Genomic DNA, 17,928 nt, shown 5'->3' on the forward strand with positions numbered 1-17,928 from the left:
GTGGTTTTGTCGGCCGCATCTTGGTGGATGCAGTCAAAAGTCCAGATCAAACGCTGAGTGGGTCGAGGGCGCGGTGCCCTCACCGCTCGCGGGACACGCCGTAAATCCGTCCCTGGAGGCTCGGTGGCGGCATCCATGCCGCCACACGGTCCCGCAAGCGGCGAGGACACCGCACCAGAGAGTTGATCGGTTGCTTTGTTTAAAACCATGCACACCGACCATCTCGACTGGTCCTTGCCCGCCCACCGTCGCGGGACCTTACGCGGCATGGATGCCGCGTAAGAGCCTACATGGACGTACTTGCGGCGTGTCCCGCGATGGTGGGCGGGCAAGGGCCCTGCAGCAAACCCTCAGATCAACCGCTCTGTAACTGATCTATCCGCACTCTCCATGCGTTCAAGACAACCGAGATTTCGAGTCGTAGCGTCATGAGATGCAGTCACAAGCTAGTTAGTCGAGCGCGCGGTGCCCTTACCGCTCGCGGGACCTTACGCGGCATGGATGCCGCTAGCGGCTGGCGCCTTGAGCGAGATCAGAACTTCCAGGACACGGTCAGCTCTACATCGCGTGGGTCGCCGTAGATCAACTGGCTCTGGTAGACGATGTTGGCGTAGTACTTGCGGTCGAACAGATTGCGCACGTTGAGCTGCGCCGACCAGGCCTGGTTGATGTCGTAGCGCGCCATCGCGTTGGCCAGCAGCACGCTGCCCTGGGTCAGCCGTTGCGTGTTGCCCTGTGGGCCAGACATCAATTCGTGAATGGCAGACTGCCAACTTAGACCACCACCAACACGCAATGGGCCGGTTTGCCAACTGGTGAACAACGTCGCTTCGCGACGCGGACTGGTCGGATTCACATCGACGCCACTGGCGTCGTTGGCATCGAACTGGGCAAAGCCGAACGCGATGCGCCATTGCTCCGAAAGCTGGCCATCGAGCTGGAATTCCACGCCCTGGCTGACTGTGCCTTTGGCAGCGAGATAAGCCTGATCGGTGGTGCCGGGCACCAACTGGCCGGGGTCGTTGACGGCGAGGTTGTCCTGCTCGATACGGAACAGCGCCAACGCCGCATTGAGTTGGCCGCCGAGGTATTCGCCCTTTGCCCCGACCTCGTAGCTGTTGCCTTCCAGCGGTTCGATATACCGCCCGCTACGGTCGCGATTGCTCTGCGGTTTGAAGATGCCGGTGTAGCTGGCGTAGAGCGAATGGTGATCGTCCACATCGAAGATCAGGCCCGCGTACGGCGTGGTGCGGCCGCGGCGTTCGTACGAGTTGGCCGGCACCAGTTGGTCGGTGTTCTTCCAGTCGGTGATGCGTGCGCCGACGATGGCCTTGAGCGCATCGGTCAGGCTGAAACGGCCGGCAGCGTAGGCGGCAACCTGGCGCACCTCGCGTTCTTCGCCCTTGCTCAGCGGCGTCCACTCCGGCTGCGCCATGCGGCCAGTCCAGGCGTAGACGCTTTCGGCGCTCAGCGGTTGCAGTGGTGCGTTGGACCAGCTACGCAGGTTGCGATTCATCCAGGTGGCGCCGGCCACCAGTTCGTGCTCGCGGCCCCACAGCGTCAGCGGCACGGTGGCGTAGGCATCCAGACTGTTCTGCGCACTCAGTGTGGGATAGCGGCCACCAAAGTTGCTGGCAAGGCCCAGGCCGGTGTCCCTGTCCGGATAATCGAGGTAGCCGAACAACACCGATTTCCAATCGGCTTCGAAACGCTGATGTGAATATTCCACATGCAGCTGCGCACCGTTGTCGAAGCGATGGGTCAGGCCGGCGAAGGCATTGGTGGTGTCGGCCACGCCGCGCGCCCAGCGCGGAGTGAACGAATCCGAGCGCGCAAAATCCGTGCGGCTGCCATCGCTGAAGTACGCCGGCACCCCGCCCCAGGTGGTGCCGCGACCGTCGTTGCGCTGCTTGTTGACGCCGATATAGCCACTGGTGGCATCGCTGAAATCGGCATCGACAATGCCGTAGAACAGCGACGATTGCTTGCTGTAGTAATCGCGGAACGACTGCTTGTCTTCGTAACTGGTCACCACCCGTCCGCGCACGTTGCCTGCCGTGTTCAATGGCGATTGCAGGTCCACGGTGCCGCGATAGCGGTCCCAGCGCCCCGCCGACAGATCCACGCGGCCGGTGAACACGTCGCTGTCGGCATGCTTGCGCACCAGATCGATCGACGCGGCCGGGCTGCCCGCACCGGAGGTCAGTCCGTTGGCGCCGCGGATGATTTCCACACGGTCGTAAATCGCCATGTTCTGCTGCACATCGCCGCTGTAGTCGGTGGGGATGCCGTCGATGCGGTAGTAGTCCACCTCGAAGCCGCGCGCGTTGATGTAGGTGCGCTCGGTATCCCAGGTCGGTGAGTTGAAGCCGGCCACGGTGTCGGTGACGTCCTGCAGCGATTGCAGATTGCGGTCGACAATCTGCTGGCGGGTCACCACCACCACCGATTGCGGCGTTTCGCGTAGCGAGAGCTGCAGCTTAGTCGAACTGCGCGCGACATCGGCGGTGTAGGAGTCGGTGCCCTCGGTGGCAGCGCCGCGATGCGCGTGGATCTGCATGCGGTCCAGGTCGACCGGATCACGCGTGCTCGACTGCGCCATCGCAGACAACGGCCATGCGCAGGCGAGCGCCAGCAAGGAATACGACAGGCGAGCGTTCAACAAACAGACGTCCGCACGCACAACAGCGCGCGCAGGAGCAATGCGGTAAGACATGGTGTCAGCCTCATGAGCGAAACATTGCCGTCCGGGACGGCCGCTGAGGCTGGCGTCATGCATGCCATCGAAAGGCACGCACCATTTGCTGGCTGGGCGCGCATGTTCGATCCAGGTGAAAGGGCTGTCAATAGATCAGGGCACAAGGTCTGCCGCTGACGGCTGCGATTGACGTCTGTTTGTCGCAGCGGGTGATCGCAAGCCGACGGACCCAGCGGCGACACCGCGACAGGCATTGGCCCTGCGCGCGCGCATCACATCCGGCGCTGTGTCAGCTGCATCCTGGCGCAGCTCACAGAGCGCAGCGAGCGGCCTCAGCCGGGCATGCACGGCGCAACCAGCACGAGGTGCCGGCATGAAAGGACTAAGCACCGGGCTGCGCGCCTCGCGGTGCGCAGCCGCTTTGCCGGGACCTTCAGTCCGGACGCCTGCCCACCAAGCCACGCTCCCGCATCGCCTCCAGCACGCCCCGCAGGATGGTCAGGTTGTGGCCGTGCGCGGCACCTTCGTGCAGCAACACGATCGCGCCGGGGCGCAGGTCGCGCACGATGCGGGCGATGGTGGCGTCCGGCTCGCAATGCACGCCGTCGAAGCCGCGCGCGCTCCAGGCCACACGGGTCAGGCCATGCGCACGCAGCGGCGAGGCGACGAACGGGTTGGTCATGCCCACCACCGAGCGGTACAGCCGTGGCGCCTGCCCGGTGATGGTGGCCAGCACGCGCTGCGCCTGGCCGATTTCCTGCGCCATGCGGCGCGGCCCCAGCGCCCAGAACCAGGCCTGCGGATGGGTGTGGCTGTGGTTGCCGATACCATGCCCGCGACGCACGATCTCGCGCACCAGCTCAGGCCGCTGCTCGGCGCGTGCGCCGACCAAGAAGAACGTGGCCTTGGCATCGTAGGCATCCAGCAATTCCAGCATCGCCGGGGTGTCGTCGGAGGGGCCATCGTCGATGGTCAGCCACACCTGCGGCGCGTGTCCGGGCAGGCGTGCCAGTACCGGCGCATACAGGCGCGCGCGCGGCAGGAATACCGGCACCACGAACAGCGCGTGCGACAGCAACAGCGCCGGCACGCCCCAGATCCAGCCCAGGTGCCACCACAACAGCGCCACCGCAGCCTGCGAGAGGGCGAGCAGGCCAAGCCAGCGGTAAGGATGTGAGGGAATGCGATACAGCGTTTGCAGCGTGGTCATACCGCATGATGCCACGCGGCGTAGAATGGTCCGCCTCCACGATCTGACCGAAGTGCTGCCATGTCCCTCGATCCCGCCCTGCGTTCCCGTATCGATACGCTGCTGCAATCCAGCCGCGTGGTGCTCTTCATGAAAGGCCAGCCCAGCATGCCGCAGTGCGGTTTCTCGGCCAAGGCGGTCGGCGTGCTGGACGGGCTGGGCATCGACTATGCCCACGTCAACGTGCTGGCCGACCAGGACATCCGCGAAGGCATCAAGGCCTATGGCGACTGGCCGACCATTCCGCAGTTGTACGTGGATGGCGAGTTGGTCGGCGGCAGCGACATCATTCTGCAGATGGCCGACAGCGGCGAGCTGAGCAGCATGCTCGGCCTGCAGGCACCAGACCGGACTCCGCCCAAGATTACCGTCACCCCGGCGGCGGTCGAGATGCTCAAGGGCGCGCTGGCCGATGCGCCGGACGCCTCGCTGACGCTGTCCATCGACGCCGACTTCCAGCCGAACTTCCAGCTGGCGCCGACCAACCCCAACGCCATCGCGGCCGAATCCAACGGCCTGCGCGTGCAGTTCGATCTGGCCAGTGCGCGCCGCGCCGACGGCATCACCATCGACTGGGTGGACGATATCCGCGGCCGCGGCCTGGCCATCGACAACCCCAACGCGCCCAAGCCGGTGCAGGAGCTGTCGGTGCGCGATGCCGACGACCGTCTCAAGGCCGGCACGCTGACCCTGGTGGACGTGCGCCCGGCCGACGAGCGTGCGCTGGCTTCGGTTGCCGCCCCGTTCCGCACGCTGGACGCGCACGAACGTGCCGCCATCGAACAGCTGTCCAAGGACACCCCGCTGGCGTTCCTGTGCCACCGCGGCGGCCGCAGCCTGCAGGCGGCCGAGCACTTCCGTAGCCTGGGCTTCAGCAACGTCTACAACGTCACCGGCGGCATCGATGCGTGGTCGGACCAGGTGGACAACGGCGTGGCGAAGTACTGAGTACCACGACCGATCGCGCAGCAGTGGTGACGTAGCTGTTGATTCGCCGGTGCGTGCTGTTGCTGTCTCGGTTTAGAGCTGTGGTGTTCCATCGAGGGTCGAGGGCGCGATGCCCTCACCGCACCAGAAAGTTTGTAGGTTGCTTTGTTGAAAGCCTGCATACCGACCATCTTGATTGGTCATTGCCCGCCCACCGTCGCGGGACCTTATGCGGCATGGATGCCGCAGAAGAGCCTACATGGACGTACTTGCGGCGTGTCCCGCGATGGTGGGCGGGCAAGGGCCCTGCACTGAAGTAACAGCCCTAGGAACGCTGTAACTTAAACAGCGCCGAGAAACCCGCCGCCGCGCCTCAACCGGCAAATCCACCGTCATCGAGAAACTGCTGTTCTTCCGCAGTGCTCTCCCGCCCCAGCACCGCATTGCGATGGGGGAAGCGCCCGAAGCGCTGGATGATCTGCTGGTGATGCACCGCCCAGTGCGTGGTTTCGGCATCGTCCAACGCCGTGATCAGCTGCACCGCGCGCGACTGCTCCTGCAGATCTTCCGCATGCCCGAACGGCAAATAGAAGAACAGCCGCAATTGCGCGGAGACCTGTCGATCGAAACCGCTGGCGAGCGCCTGCTTGGCATGCTGCAGCGCCAGGCCGTCGGTGGCATAGGAATGCGCGCTGCCGCGGAAGGCGTTACGCGGGAACTGATCGAGCAGGATCAGCAAGGCCAATGCATCTTCGGCACTTTCCATCCAGTGCGCATACTCGCCGCGAGCGGCTGCAAAGTGCTGCTCGCTGAAATGCTGGCGGAAGTTGGCATCGAACGCATCGTTGTGCGTGAACCAGCGGGCCGGGCCGGCCAGTTCCCAGAAAGCCAACACCACATCGGCCTGTTTGTTGCGCTCTGATTTGGCAATCATCGACGTTTCCCCTGACGAATACGGCACAGCATGCACGCGCGCATGTGATGAGCCCGCCGCCACCGAGAGCGCAGCACTTGGCAAGCACGCCGCCGGCCGCTAGGTTTGCTGCTGACGTTTTCGTTGCACCGGGGAAATCCATGCGTTCCATCCTGTTCGCCGCGCTGGGCGCGGCTGTGCTGTGCGGGCCTGCGTCTGCGGCATCGCGGTTCGTGCAAGACCCGTATCCCAGTACCTATCACGCGCTCGCCTCCGGGCCGGTGCTGATCCAGCACGCCACGGTCCTCACCGGCACCGGGCAGCGCCTGGACGATGCCGACGTGCTGCTGCGCGACGGCAAGGTGTCTGCGGTCGGGCGCGGGCTGGAGGCGCCGGCCGATGCACGTCGCATCGACGGCACCGGCAAGTGGGTCACGCCCGGCATCATCGACGTGCACTCGCATCTGGGCGTGTATCCCAGCCCAGGCGTCAGCGCGCACAGCGATGGCAACGAGATGACCGCACCGGTCACGCCCAATGTCTGGGCCGAGCATTCGATCTGGCCGCAGGACCCGGGCTTCGGCACCGCGCTGGCCGGTGGCATCACCTCGCTGCAGATCCTGCCGGGCTCGGCCAATCTGATCGGCGGCCGTGGCGTCACACTCAAGAACGTAGCGTCCACCACCTACCAGGGCATGAAGTTCCCGGGCGCGCCCTGGGGCCTGAAGATGGCCTGCGGCGAGAACCCCAAGCGCGTGTACGGCGAAAAAGGCGGCCCGGCGACCCGCATGGGCAATGTGGCCGGTTATCGCGCCGCGTTCATCGATGCGGCCGAGTACCTGCGCAAGAACGCGCCGAAAAAGAACAGCGAGAAAAAACGCCACTGGTGGAGCCGCGGCGGCGACAACGACAGCAGCGGCGATGCCGGCGGCAAGCGCGATCTCAAGCTCGACACACTGGCCGGCGCCATCAACGGCGACATCCGCGTGCATATCCACTGCTACCGCGCCGATGAGATGGCGACCATGCTGGATCTGTCCAAGGAGTTCGGCTTCCACATCGCCGCCTTCCACCACGGCGTGGAGGCTTACAAACTGGCCGACCGCCTGGCGCAGGAAAACGTCTGCGGCGCGCTGTGGGCCGATTGGTGGGGCTTCAAGATGGAAGCCTTCGATGGCATCCAGGAAAACATCGCGATGGTCGACCGCCCGGCCAACAGCTGCGCCATCGTGCATTCGGATTCGGAAGAAGGCATCCAGCGCTTGAATCAGGAAGCGGCCAAGGTGATCGCCAATGCGCGCCGCAGCGGCACGGAGATTGCGCCCGAGCGCGCGATCCGCTGGCTCACCAGCAATGCCGCCAAGGCGCTCGGCATTGAGAAACAGACCGGCGCATTGGAGCCGGGCAAGATGGGCGATGTGGTGGTGTGGAACGGCAATCCTTTCAGTTCCTACGCGCTGGCCGAACAGGTCTATATCGACGGCGCGCAGGTCTACGACCGGCATAACCGCGCACTGCAGCCGGTCTCGGACTTCATGCTCGGCCAGGAGGTGGCACGATGAGCCGCGCGACCGGTGTTCGCCCGCGTCTGCGCGCGTTGTCAGTGTTGGTCTTGGCTGCGCTTGCGTTGCCCGCATTCGGGCAGCAGGTGCTGATCCGTGGCGCGACGGTACATACCGCCACCGCACAAGGCACGCTGCGCAATACCGATGTGCTGGTGCAGGGCGGGGTGATCCGCGCCATCGGCAATCACCTGGCTGTGCCCACCGATGGCCGCGTGGTCGAGGCAAAGGGACGCCCGCTGACCCCGGCGTTGTTCGGCGGCATCACCGAGATCGGCATCGAAGAAGTCTCCGGCGAAGACAGCACCGTGGACAGCGGTGTCAAGCTGAGCGATCAGCCGATGCGCCCGGAATTCGACGTCACCCTGGCCTACAACCCCGACTCGGTGCTGGTGCCGGTGGCACGCGTGGAAGGCATCGGTTTCACTGCGTTGGGCGCGACCACCAGCGGCGCGTTTATCGCCGGACAAGGCGGCATCGTACGGCTGGATGGCAGCCCCGACCCGATCGGCCCGCACGCCCTGTTTATCCGCATCGGTGCAGCCGCATCCGATCTCACCGGCAGCTCGCGTGCGGCGCAGTGGATGCTGCTCGACCAGTTGGTTGCCGAAGCGCGTGGACGCGTGCCCGCCGATTCGCCGCATGCGCTGCTGACGCCGGTTGGCCGCAACGTGCTGGCCAAGTATCTGGGCGGGCAAGGTCGCATCGTGGTGCAGGTGGAACGTGCCGCCGATATTCGCCAGTTGCTGCGCTGGGCACAGCGCGAAAAGGTCCGCATCGCCATTGCCGGCGGCACCGAAGCCTGGAAGCTCGCACCGCAGCTGGCGCAGGCCAAGGTACCGGTGCTGGTGGATGCGCTGGCAGATCTGCCATCCACCTTCGACCAGATCGGCGCGACCCTGGAAAACGCCGCACGTCTGCGCGCGGCGGGTGTAGAGGTCAGCTTCACCCAGAGCGGCGATGCTTCGCATAACGCGCGCAAGCTGCGCCAGTTGGCCGGCAATGCGGTGGCCAATGGATTGCCGTGGGAATCCGGCCTGGCCGGGCTGACCCGCGTGCCGGCGGAGATCTTCGGTGTGGCCGATCGCATCGGCAGCATCGCGGTCGGCAAGCAGGCCGATCTGGTGCTGTGGGACGGCGATCCGCTGGATGTCGCCCACTATGCCGAACAGGTGTGGCTGGGTGGCCGCGACATGCCGATGCGCTCGCGCCAGACCGACCTGCGCGACCGTTACATGCAACAGGCAGGACCGTTGCCGCGTGCGTATCTGAAGTGAGCGCGCTTGTAACGGCCGTGCTTGTCACGCGCATGTTCGTAGTGAGCGAGTGTGTGATGTGCTGCACCGCTGCCCACGCAGGAAGGGGGATTGCGCCGCGCGGCGCCCCTCTTGCCGAGAGCACACACGGCTGTCATCTGGCAGGCACACCCTGATGCCGATGTCTCCACGCGCACGCATGCTGTATCTGCTGCTTGCACTCGCCGTGCTGCTGATCGAAGTAGCGATCGGCGCCGGTCGGCTCGGTGGGCCGTGGGTGCGCGGCAGCCTGGGCGATGTGTTGGCAGTGATCCTGGTCTACTGCGGATTGCGCGGTGTGCTTGCGCTCTCACCGCGTTGGGCGGCGCTGCTGGCGGTGGCGATCGGGTGCGTGATCGAAGCCTTGCAGGCGATCCATCTGGCCGACCGGCTCGGCCTGCGTCCCGGCAGCGCCGCATCTATCGCGCTCGGTAACACCGCAACCCTGCACGATCTGGCGATGTATCTGGTTGGCGGTGGCGTGGCGTACATTGGCGATGTGCTGTCATGCCGTGTCGCTGCGTCTTCCGGGCGACATCCGCAGCAGTGATGCACTCCCCCGGGTCTACCGTATGTCTTGCGTTTCACCATCGGCACTGATCGAAACAGTCGCGGCCTTGCACCGGCAGACGCGGCCGATCTGCATGGCAGGGGTACCGCGGTGACCTCGCTGTTCCAGGGCAGCGGATTGCGCTCGATCGATCGCGTCGTGCTGCGCCAGGCACCCGCCAATCTGCAGCGTGGCTTGGAAGCGGTGGGCGGGCGCTTGATCCTCACTGCCGATGCGCTGCACTTTCAGCCGCATGCCCTCAATATTCAGACCCAATCGTTGACCGTGCATCTGGCGCAGATCGAGGCGATGCAACTGCGCTGGACACGCTTGTTCGGCTTGCTGCCGGTTGCGCCGACCTCGCTGGTGGTTCAACTGGACGATGGCGGCGAACATCGCTTCGTGATCGGCAAACGCGAACAGTGGGTGCTGGCGATCCAGTCGGCGCGCGACGCGCTGCACTGACGCATGTCACCGCGGTGAAATGCAGGCAGCACCGTCCATCGGTCGCTTCGTGCCTCCAGGTTGCAGACAGAGAGCGTGACCTCCACTGCGTTTCGGCACGCCACTTCGAACAGGGCGCACGCTCTATACGCGTGGTCATCGTTGTCGCTGTCCAGCTCGCCTAGCATCGCGCGTCGGCATCACAGCGACACCCCCACTCGGAGATCGATATGCCCCGCCCTACCCTGCGCATCCTGGCATGCGCACTGTTGTTCTACGGCAGCGTCAGCGCACCTGCCATGGCTGCCTTCGGCGTGACCCGCAGCGGTGATCGCTTCATCGTGGACACCGGCGCCCAACTGGTGTTTTCGGTCAACGCCAGCAATGGCGACATCGTGTCGATGCGTTATCGCGACAACGAGTTGCAGACCACCGAGTCCAAGGGCACGCAGCTGGCCTCCGGGCTGGGTAGCGCCAGCGTGGAGGCGCGCACGGTAGGTGGGGCGATCGTCGTCTCGGCCAGGGCAGGCGACCTGACCCAGTACTACATTGCACGCACGGGCCGCAACGCGATCTACATGGCAACGTATGCACCGACACTGTCGAAGGTCGGCGGCGAAGAGCTGCGCTTCGTCACCCGCTTGAATGTGGCCAAGCTACCGAATGCACAGCAGGAACCCGATTCCAACGTGGGTACGCCGGTCGAGAGCGAGGATGTGTTCTTGCTGCCGGATGGACGCACCAGTTCCAAGTTCTACTCGGCACGCCGCATGATCGACGACAAGGTGCATGGGGTCAGCGGTTCGGGGGTTGCGGCGTTCATGCTGATGGGCAATCGCGAGCGCAGTTCCGGCGGGCCGTTTTTCAAGGACATCGCTACGCAAAAAACCCGCGTGACGCATGAGCTCTACAACTACATGTATTCCGACCACACCCAGACCGAGGCGTTTCGAGGCGGTTTCCACGGCGTGTACGGGCTGCTGTTTACCGATGGCGGTGCGCCCTCCAGTGCGCAACTGGACACCAGCTTTGTCGACGCCAGCCTGGGCCTGAGCGGTTATCTCGCCGATGCCGGGCGCGGTGCGGTGAGCGGGCGCGTCAGCGGCGTGTTGTCCGGCCAGCCTGCCGTGGTCGGCCTGCGCAGCGACCAGGCGCAGTACTGGGCCACGGCCAATGGCAGCGGCGACTACCAGCTTGCCGGCGTGCGCCCGGGACGCTATCGCATGACGCTCTACCAGAACGAACGGGAAGTGGCGCAACGCGATGTCGAAGTGTTTGCCAATGCGACGGCACAAGCCGCGCTGCAGGCAGTGGCATTGGCGGGCACGCCGAAGTGGCAGATCGGCATTGCCGATGGCACGCCCGCCGGTTTCCGGTATGCGGACCTGTTGCCGCGCGCGCATCCCTCCGACAAACGCATGAGCTGGGCACCGGTCACCTACACCGTTGGCTCCAGCAGTGTGAACAGCTTTCCGGCGGTGCAGTGGCGCAGCATCAACACGCCGAACCGCATCGACTTCACCCTGGCGGCCAATGAAGTGCGTGGCTATCGCCTGCGCATCTTCGTGCCACTGAGCCAGGTCAGCGCGCGTCCGCAGATCAGCGTCAATGCGCGCTGGAATGGACCGCTACCGGCCACACCCAACCAACCCAAGACGCGCGGCATCACCCGTGGCACCACGCGCGGCAACAACACGCTGTACGAGGTGGACATTCCTGCCTCGGCGCTGCAGGCCGGCAGCAACCGCATCGAGATCGGCGTCGCCTCCGGATCGCCGGACGATGGCTTCCTCAGCCCGGCGTTCGTGTTCGACAGCATCCAGCTAGTGGCGATGTAAGAGCACCTGCCTGCCACCCACCGCGCACAGACACGTGCGGTGGGTGGCACAGCTCAGGAACGACGACACACGACCACCGAGTAGCGCTTCGAGTGCGCCTGACCGCTGATTGCAATCGGCCCATGCGATCCCTGCGCCAGAGTCCGCGGGAGCATGCCGCTTCCAGGTGCTCGCTACGCGTAGGTCTGCTGATCGCCGCGCTTATTTGGCGGTGATCGCCCCACTCAGCGACACCGAACCCATCCCGCCGGTGACTTCGAAGCCGCCCTCCACTACCTGCAGATACAACGCGTTGCTGTAACGGCCATCGCCGCCACGCAACTCCTGCAGCTTGGTCAAGAACGCCTTGACGTCCGCAATGAGATTACCCTTTGCCGGCAACGCATTGCTGTTGCCCGCAGTGCCGTGCGGAATGAAGGTGTACACGTAATAGCCTGCAGCGGAGTTATCGCCTTCCCAAAGGTCATAAGTGACGCCGCCGGAGGTGATGGCATTGGCGGTAGTCAGCGCGCCCAGCGGATAGGAATTGTTGGCGCCCCAGATCATCACTTCCAGCTGCGGATCGCCCTTGCTGGCGTCCTTGCGGAAGAACAGATCGTAGGCAAAGTCACCGGTCTGCCCGCTACCGCTGGTGGTGAACGCCACTGCGCCGCTCAGGCTGCCGATCTTGGACACCTGATGCGGAAAGTAGCTGTCTGTCGCCGGGTTCATGGTGTAGTGCCAACCGCGGCAAATGGCCGGATAGCCATACAACGTTCCGCTGGGCAGGTTGTAGGTCACGGTCATGCTCGGCGTACTGCCCGAGCCGAAGCTCGCCTTGATGTTGTTGTTCTTGTCGTTGAAATTATTGTTGTAGGCGTATTGCGTGCCGTAGACCTTGGTCTCGCCGGTAGCGGCGCTGGCGCTGGATGCGACCAGTATCAAGGCCAGCGCAACAGCACGCGGCAACCGGTTGGAACCAACAGACGTCAGCGAACGGAAGCTGTTGTGCAACTGCATGGGGTGGACTCCGATGATGGATGGATAAACGTTCGTCCACCAGCGTGCAGCGCAACGCGCCGAGCGGTGAACGAACGACCATTACGCATCCGGCGCCATCGACGCGTTGGCGCCACTGGCAACGGACACCCTCGCGCTGACGGGGCGAGGACGTGGCCATCCCTGCAGACCGATCACCGTGGCCCCGTCCGATGCGCGGCGCATGCATGCGCCGCACAAAAGACCACGTTATTGCAGCTTACTGTGCGTCGAGCGTGGCGCTGACCTTGGCCCAGCCATTGCCGCGCACCACTTCAAAACCCGCTTCAACCGCATGCAGATACATGCTGTTGTTGTAGCGCCCATCCTTGGACCGGTTGGTCTGCAGCCAGGTGAGGAAGGGCTTGGCATCCACGTTGAGGCTGCCGCTGGTCCTGAGCGTGGGCTGGCCGGCAGTGCCGGTCGGTATGAAGGTGTAGACGTAGTAGCCGGCACCGGAGTTGAAGCCTTCCCACAGGTCGAAGGTGCGTCCACCGGCAGTGATCACATTACTCGCGGTCAGCGTGCCGATCGGCCAGGAGTTGTGGTCGCCCCAGATCATCACTTCCAGCTGCGGATTGCCCTTGGCGGTATCCCAACGGAAGAAGATGTCGTAGGCGAAATCGCCGGCCAGATTGGTGCCGCCCGCGCTATAGGTGAACTTGAGCGGGATCTTGCTCAGCGAGGAAATCTGCTTCGGGAACAAGGTGTCGCTGGTCGGATTCCAGTCGTAATGCCAGCCGCGCACGATCGCCGGATAGCCGTAGAGGTTGTAGTCGGCGAAGTTGAAGGTCACGGTCAACTCCGGCGTGCTGCCGGTGCCAAAGGTGCCCTGGATGATGTTGTTGGGATCGTTGAAATTGTTCACCCACGCATAGTGGTTGCCGAAGATCTTGTAGGACCCGGCCAGTGCCGCCGGCGCGAGCGCCACCAGACCGATTGCCAATGCTGCTTTCCACCAGCGCGATGCACGCCGCCGCGTGGTCGGCGCCTGCGCACCGGTGTGAGTGAGGGTGCTGGATTGGCTGTTGTGCATGTTGACTCTCCGTGTGGGTTCCGCGCGGCAACGCCAGTACGGCGTTGTCGAAAGCCGCCTTGCAGCGGTGGCGTCGGACCCTAGCAGCGCCGTTGTGAGCGGAGCTATAGCAATTCCGGCAGCCCTCGCTCGCCATGCACCATAGCGGGTGCTATCTGGCACGCGAAGCGTGCGCGGGTCCTCAGTTTGTGTTCGTTATCGGCTGCCAGCAGGATGTATCAGTCAGGAGGCACACAACGCCACGACCACGAATGTTGCAGAGCCGCATCACGCGTAGGCAGTGATTGCGCCACGCAAGCGACCGTTTGTGCATGCCCTGCGCGATGCGTCTGTGGCTGCCGACGGCTGCATCACGCCGATGAACGCGTCACCTTGCGCCACGACAGCGACGCGCCGACCGATAGTCCTACGCGCCACGGCAGTTTTGCGATAGCGTTCGCACTACAGACGACGCAACAGCCGAAGGGGGCGACGATGCGCATCGGAATCGTGGTGGACAGTGCGTGCGATCTGCCGCAGGACTTCATCCAACGCAACAACGTCATCGTGCTGCCGATCAGCGTACGCATCGGCGAAGCAGTGCTGGCCGATCACCGCGATGAAGAGGCCACGCTGAGCTTCCTGCACGCGCATGTGGCCGAGCGCGGTCACGAGGCGGAGACCACACCGTTTTCGGTCAACCAGATCCGCGATCTGTTCCTGCAGCGGCTGGTCATCGACTACGACCACGTGTTCTGCCTGACCATCTCCAAGCTGCGCAGCCATATCTTCGATAACGCCATGCAGGCCAGCTTCGCGATCCTCAACGACTACAAGCCGATCCGCCAGGCGGCCGGCCATACCTCGCCGTTCGCACTGCGCGTGATCGATACGCTCAACCTGTTCGCCGGCCAGGGCATCACCGCGGTGGAGGCGGTGCGTCTGCGCGAGCAGGGCCAGGGCGTAGCGGCGATTCGCGCCCGGCTCGAGCAGCTGGCCGAACACACTTACGGCTACATGATTCCGCGCGATCTCTATTACCTGCGTGCGCGTGCCCGCACCAAGGGCGATCGCAGTGTGGGCTTGATCAGCGCCGCGCTGGGCAGTGCGCTGGATATCAAGCCGGTGCTGCGCGCGTATCGCGGCGTCACCGAACCGGTGGCCAAGTTGAAGGGTTTCGAGCCATCCGCAGAGAAGCTGTTCGGCTTCACCGTGCGCAAGCTCCGCGAGGGCTTGATGACGCCCACCGTATGCGTAGGCTACGGCGGCGAGCTGACCGAGTTGCACGCCCTGCCCGGCTACGCAGCCTTGCAGGCCGCCTGCCAGAGCCACGGTGTGGAGTTGTTCGAAAGCGTGATGAGCCTGACCGGCATGGTCAACGTGGGCAAGGGCGCACTGGCAGTGGCATTTGCAGCCGAGCCGCATACGTTTTCTGCCTGAAGCAGGCTCGGTCGATGGCTTTGCAGCCAAGCGGCAGCGCTATCGCTCTGCAACTGATTCGTCTACATCGTGCAATCAGCTTACAGCCACAGAGATGATGTTGAATCGTCGCGACGTTTAGATGCGGTCAAAAGCTCGGTGGGTCGAGTGCGCGGTGCCCTTACCACTCGCAGGACGCGCCGTGAATCCATCTAATCACTTCGAGACAACCGAAATTTTGCGTCGTGGCGTCGCTTGGACGAAGCCAAAAGCCCAGTTGGTCGAGGGCGCGGTGCCCTCACCGCTCGCGGGACACGCCGTGAATCCGTCCGTGGAGGCTCGGTGGCGGCATCCATGCCGCCACACGGTCCCGCAATCGGCGAGGAAACCGCACCAGGGAATTTACAGGTTGCTTTGCTGAAAACCCTGCGCACCGACCATCTCGACTGGTCCTTGTTCGCCCACCGTCGCGGGACCTTACGCGGCATGGATGCCGCGTAAGAGCTACACGGACGTACTTGCGGCGTGTCCCGCGACGGTGGGCGGGCAAGGACCCTGCGACCAAGCAGCAGATCAGTCGCTTTACACCTGACCTATCCGCACCATCCAACCACTCCAACGCAAACAGTATTTCGAGTTGTAGCGTCTTTCAGATACGGGTCAAAAGCTTGGTTCCAAGTAGAAATGGATCGCAGAGAGCTACATGCCTGCACACCTGTCGACGGAATACTCACCGCCGCTGCACTAACGTGCGAACGTCATCCACCAGAGTCTTCGCACATGCCCGTCAGCTATTCGATCAGCCTGCCCGACCCCAAGCTCGCCCGCGGCGGCGATGCAAGCGTGAGCTTCAGCGCCCATGGTGCCGAGGCCTTTGCCGAACAGCTGCAGGCCGCCTTGCGCGACCCGGCCTGGTTCGATCGCTGGCGCCAGCTGCAGGCCGACCCGGACGCGGTGGATCCCAGCCTCGGCGTTACCGATCCCTCGGCCACGGTCACCGGCAAGCAGGGCGACCTGCGGATCGATCTGGTCGCCACCACCAGCATCCCCGGCGACCTGCTCAAACAGCGCATGCAGGCGCTGGCCGGACATCACTGGGAACTGCGCGACGTGCGTTGAAGCCCGCTGCCGCCGCGCGTACGGCGCGGCGGCAACTCCACTCAGGTCAGCGCGCTGTCCGCCACCCGCCGCGGCCAACGCCACTTCAGATTTACCGCCAGCGTCCCGATCACGATCAATGCCAGGCCCAGCCATTGCACCGGCACCAGCGCGTGGCCGTAGAGCAGATAGTCCAGCAACAGCGTGACCAGCGGATAGACGAACGCCAGTACCGCAATCGTGGCCACATGCAGATGGCGATAGGACGAATAGAACAGCACATACACGATGCCGCTGTGGATCACGCCCAAGCCCACCAGCCACAGCCAGTGCAGCCCCGGATGCAGCGCGGCGCCACTGGAAAACCCTGCCAGCAATAAGGTGCCGACCCAGCACTGCACGGTCACCACCGCCAGCGGCCGCTCTCGGCTGATGCGCCGCGACATCAGCAACGACGCCCCGCACAGCAATGCCGCCAGCAAGGTGAGCGCGATCCCGATCAGATAACCGCGATCGGCCGCCTGCCACAGCCGCGCCGGATCGGCCGAACAGGCCACACCGACGAATGCCAGCAACGTCCAGGCTAGATCGACACGCCGCGTGCGCTCGCCCTGCAGCAATGCGGCAAGGATCAACATCACGAACGGAAACACGTGGTAGACCATCGTCGCCACACCGATCGACGAACGCGCCATGCCGGCGAACAACGCCACCCAGTTCAGCACCAGCAACACACCGCTGATGACCGCATCGCGCAACAGCGCACGCTCGCGCCACAGGCCGCGCAGCTGCCCACCGATCAAACCGCATACCGTCAGAAACAGCGCACCGAACAGGCAGCGGTAGAACACCGCAGTCACCGGATCCTGCCCGCTTTCGTGCACGAATACGCCCACCGACCCGATCAGCACTTCGGCCACCAGCAATTGCCAGATTGCACGTCGCGCTGCGCCCGCCGAGGTCGCTTGAGCAGACAAGGACACGCTCATAGCGCAATCGCTCCCTGCAGATACTGCACAGCGCTGCCGCGCACGTACACATGCTGCGGCTCGACCCGGCAATCGAGTTCACCGCCGCGTGCCGATGCCTGCAGCGCACGCAGCCGCGTCTTGCCAAGCGTTTGTGCCCACAGCGGCGCCAACGCGGCATGGATCGACCCGGTCACCGGATCCTCGCTACCGCCATTGGCCGGCCAGAAATAGCGCGAGACGAAGTCATGCCCGACGCCCCGCGCGGTGACCGCTACATCGCGCGGCGCCAGCACCAACATCCGGCTCAGATCGGGAGTTACCTCACGCACCTGTCCTTCATCGGCGTAGACGACGATGTAGGCCTGCGCGTTTGCATAGACAGCCTGTGGCGCGATCGACAACGCCTCCAACAAGGCTTGCGGCACTACCGGCACCAGCGACGGCATCTGGTTGGGGAAGCGCAGCTCGAAGGTACTCTCGGCCACCCTGGCGACCTCGATCTCACCGACGGCAGGCGCGCGCAATCGCAACGGGAATGCAGCGCCTTGATGCATGGCAATCACCAACGCGCTGGCCAAGGTCGTATGCCCGCAGAAGCCGACCTCCTTGATGGGAGAAAACCAGCGGATGTCGAATACCCCGCTCTCGTCGCGCACGAAGAATGCGGTTTCCGACAAATTGTGTTCGCCGGCAATCGCCTGCATCAGCGACTCCGGCAGCCATTCCTGCAACGGCACGACAGCCGCAGGATTGCCCTTGAAACGCGCCGTGGTGAACGCATCGACGATAAACACAGGAAGCAGCACGGCCAACCTCACAAAAGAAAACAACCGCCTGGCGCACTCACCGGGCACAGCCAGTCTGCAGCGCAGTACACGACCATGACAGATTCAGATACGCTGCAAATTGACCAATACAGATAAAGGGCGCCC

At 64.2% G+C, this 17,928-nt stretch carries 15 protein-coding genes; 8 read left to right on the forward strand and 7 right to left on the reverse strand.

What is annotated here, in order from left to right; all coding sequences use genetic code 11:
* Nucleotides 1-532 precede the first annotated feature (532 nt).
* Nucleotides 533-2,716: a TonB-dependent siderophore receptor gene (locus FFY45_RS10770; RefSeq protein ID WP_176340426.1), complete on the reverse strand. Its 2,184-nt coding sequence runs from the start codon at nucleotides 2,714-2,716 to the stop codon at nucleotides 533-535.
* Nucleotides 2,717-3,131: 415 nt separating this feature from the next.
* Entirely contained in the window at nucleotides 3,132-3,908 is a 777-nt protein-coding gene (locus FFY45_RS10775) for a polysaccharide deacetylase family protein (RefSeq protein ID WP_176340427.1), read from the reverse strand.
* 60 nt (nucleotides 3,909-3,968) lie between these two features.
* Here FFY45_RS10775 and grxD point away from each other — a divergent pair, with 60 nt between their 5' ends.
* Entirely contained in the window at nucleotides 3,969-4,895 is a 927-nt protein-coding gene (grxD, locus tag FFY45_RS10780; RefSeq protein ID WP_176340428.1) for a Grx4 family monothiol glutaredoxin, read from the forward strand.
* A 352-nt stretch (nucleotides 4,896-5,247) separates the two neighbouring features.
* Here grxD and FFY45_RS10785 read toward each other — a convergent pair whose 3' ends face one another.
* Nucleotides 5,248-5,808 (reverse strand): DUF924 family protein, encoded by a 561-nt coding sequence (locus tag FFY45_RS10785; protein ID WP_176340429.1) that lies wholly within the window; start codon nucleotides 5,806-5,808, stop codon nucleotides 5,248-5,250.
* A 140-nt stretch (nucleotides 5,809-5,948) separates the two neighbouring features.
* Between FFY45_RS10785 and FFY45_RS10790 the strand changes: the two genes are divergently transcribed.
* The 5 genes from FFY45_RS10790 (at nucleotide 5,949) to FFY45_RS10810 (ending at nucleotide 11,476) form a co-directional block, all read left to right on the forward strand.
* Nucleotides 5,949-7,349: an amidohydrolase gene (locus FFY45_RS10790; protein ID WP_176340430.1), complete on the forward strand. Its 1,401-nt coding sequence runs from the start codon at nucleotides 5,949-5,951 to the stop codon at nucleotides 7,347-7,349.
* Complete coding sequence (locus tag FFY45_RS10795; protein WP_176340431.1) at nucleotides 7,346-8,626, forward strand: amidohydrolase family protein; 1,281 nt, start codon at nucleotides 7,346-7,348, stop codon at nucleotides 8,624-8,626. The genes FFY45_RS10790 and FFY45_RS10795 overlap by 4 nt, the downstream gene beginning before the upstream one ends.
* A gap of 160 nt (nucleotides 8,627-8,786) precedes the next feature.
* Nucleotides 8,787-9,194, forward strand: a complete 408-nt coding sequence (locus tag FFY45_RS10800) for a ribosomal maturation YjgA family protein (RefSeq protein WP_439333527.1) — start codon at nucleotides 8,787-8,789, stop codon at nucleotides 9,192-9,194.
* Between the two features lie 138 nt (nucleotides 9,195-9,332).
* Nucleotides 9,333-9,659, forward strand: a complete 327-nt coding sequence (locus FFY45_RS10805) for a hypothetical protein (protein WP_043889875.1) — start codon at nucleotides 9,333-9,335, stop codon at nucleotides 9,657-9,659.
* Between the two features lie 209 nt (nucleotides 9,660-9,868).
* Nucleotides 9,869-11,476, forward strand: coding sequence for a rhamnogalacturonan lyase B N-terminal domain-containing protein (locus FFY45_RS10810; RefSeq protein ID WP_176340433.1), 1,608 nt, complete (start codon nucleotides 9,869-9,871; stop codon nucleotides 11,474-11,476).
* Nucleotides 11,477-11,677: 201 nt separating this feature from the next.
* Here FFY45_RS10810 and FFY45_RS10815 read toward each other — a convergent pair whose 3' ends face one another.
* Both FFY45_RS10815 and FFY45_RS10820 read right to left on the reverse strand, forming a co-directional pair.
* Entirely contained in the window at nucleotides 11,678-12,475 is a 798-nt protein-coding gene (locus FFY45_RS10815; RefSeq protein WP_439333526.1) for a GH12 family glycosyl hydrolase domain-containing protein, read from the reverse strand.
* A gap of 238 nt (nucleotides 12,476-12,713) precedes the next feature.
* Nucleotides 12,714-13,529, reverse strand: a complete 816-nt coding sequence (locus tag FFY45_RS10820) for a GH12 family glycosyl hydrolase domain-containing protein (RefSeq protein ID WP_176340434.1) — start codon at nucleotides 13,527-13,529, stop codon at nucleotides 12,714-12,716.
* Between the two features lie 474 nt (nucleotides 13,530-14,003).
* Here FFY45_RS10820 and FFY45_RS10825 point away from each other — a divergent pair, with 474 nt between their 5' ends.
* Nucleotides 14,004-14,948, forward strand: coding sequence for a DegV family protein (locus tag FFY45_RS10825; protein WP_176340435.1), 945 nt, complete (start codon nucleotides 14,004-14,006; stop codon nucleotides 14,946-14,948).
* A gap of 759 nt (nucleotides 14,949-15,707) precedes the next feature.
* Nucleotides 15,708-16,046, forward strand: a complete 339-nt coding sequence (locus FFY45_RS10830; RefSeq protein ID WP_023905094.1) for a hypothetical protein — start codon at nucleotides 15,708-15,710, stop codon at nucleotides 16,044-16,046.
* A gap of 41 nt (nucleotides 16,047-16,087) precedes the next feature.
* Here FFY45_RS10830 and FFY45_RS10835 read toward each other — a convergent pair whose 3' ends face one another.
* Together FFY45_RS10835 and FFY45_RS10840 are read right to left on the reverse strand one after the other, a co-directional pair.
* On the reverse strand, nucleotides 16,088-17,014 hold the full coding sequence (locus FFY45_RS10835) for a DMT family transporter (RefSeq protein WP_176340436.1): 927 nt from the start codon (nucleotides 17,012-17,014) through the stop codon (nucleotides 16,088-16,090).
* Nucleotides 17,011-17,802, reverse strand: a complete 792-nt coding sequence (locus tag FFY45_RS10840; protein ID WP_176340437.1) for a PhzF family phenazine biosynthesis isomerase — start codon at nucleotides 17,800-17,802, stop codon at nucleotides 17,011-17,013. Before FFY45_RS10840 ends, FFY45_RS10835 begins: the two co-directional genes overlap by 4 nt.
* Nucleotides 17,803-17,928 lie beyond the last annotated feature (126 nt).

It is taken from the genome of Xanthomonas hortorum, assembly GCF_011305375.1.
GTDB lineage: Bacteria > Pseudomonadota > Gammaproteobacteria > Xanthomonadales > Xanthomonadaceae > Xanthomonas > Xanthomonas hortorum_E.

Excerpts from the sequence above, each read along its gene's own strand:
- FFY45_RS10770 (WP_176340426.1), bottom strand. The coding sequence starts at position 2,716 with ATGTCTTACCGCATTGCTCCTGCGCGCGCTGTTGTGCGTGCGGACGTC.
- FFY45_RS10775 (WP_176340427.1), bottom strand. The coding sequence starts at position 3,908 with ATGACCACGCTGCAAACGCTGTATCGCATTCCCTCACATCCTTACCGC.
- grxD (WP_176340428.1), top strand. The coding sequence starts at position 3,969 with ATGTCCCTCGATCCCGCCCTGCGTTCCCGTATCGATACGCTGCTGCAA.
- FFY45_RS10785 (WP_176340429.1), bottom strand. The coding sequence starts at position 5,808 with ATGATTGCCAAATCAGAGCGCAACAAACAGGCCGATGTGGTGTTGGCT.
- FFY45_RS10790 (WP_176340430.1), top strand. The coding sequence starts at position 5,949 with ATGCGTTCCATCCTGTTCGCCGCGCTGGGCGCGGCTGTGCTGTGCGGG.
- FFY45_RS10795 (WP_176340431.1), top strand. The coding sequence starts at position 7,346 with ATGAGCCGCGCGACCGGTGTTCGCCCGCGTCTGCGCGCGTTGTCAGTG.
- FFY45_RS10800 (WP_439333527.1), top strand. The coding sequence starts at position 8,787 with ATGTCTCCACGCGCACGCATGCTGTATCTGCTGCTTGCACTCGCCGTG.
- FFY45_RS10810 (WP_176340433.1), top strand. The coding sequence starts at position 9,869 with ATGCCCCGCCCTACCCTGCGCATCCTGGCATGCGCACTGTTGTTCTAC.
- FFY45_RS10815 (WP_439333526.1), bottom strand. The coding sequence starts at position 12,475 with ATGCAGTTGCACAACAGCTTCCGTTCGCTGACGTCTGTTGGTTCCAAC.
- FFY45_RS10820 (WP_176340434.1), bottom strand. The coding sequence starts at position 13,529 with ATGCACAACAGCCAATCCAGCACCCTCACTCACACCGGTGCGCAGGCG.
- FFY45_RS10825 (WP_176340435.1), top strand. The coding sequence starts at position 14,004 with ATGCGCATCGGAATCGTGGTGGACAGTGCGTGCGATCTGCCGCAGGAC.
- FFY45_RS10830 (WP_023905094.1), top strand. The coding sequence starts at position 15,708 with ATGCCCGTCAGCTATTCGATCAGCCTGCCCGACCCCAAGCTCGCCCGC.
- FFY45_RS10835 (WP_176340436.1), bottom strand. The coding sequence starts at position 17,014 with ATGAGCGTGTCCTTGTCTGCTCAAGCGACCTCGGCGGGCGCAGCGCGA.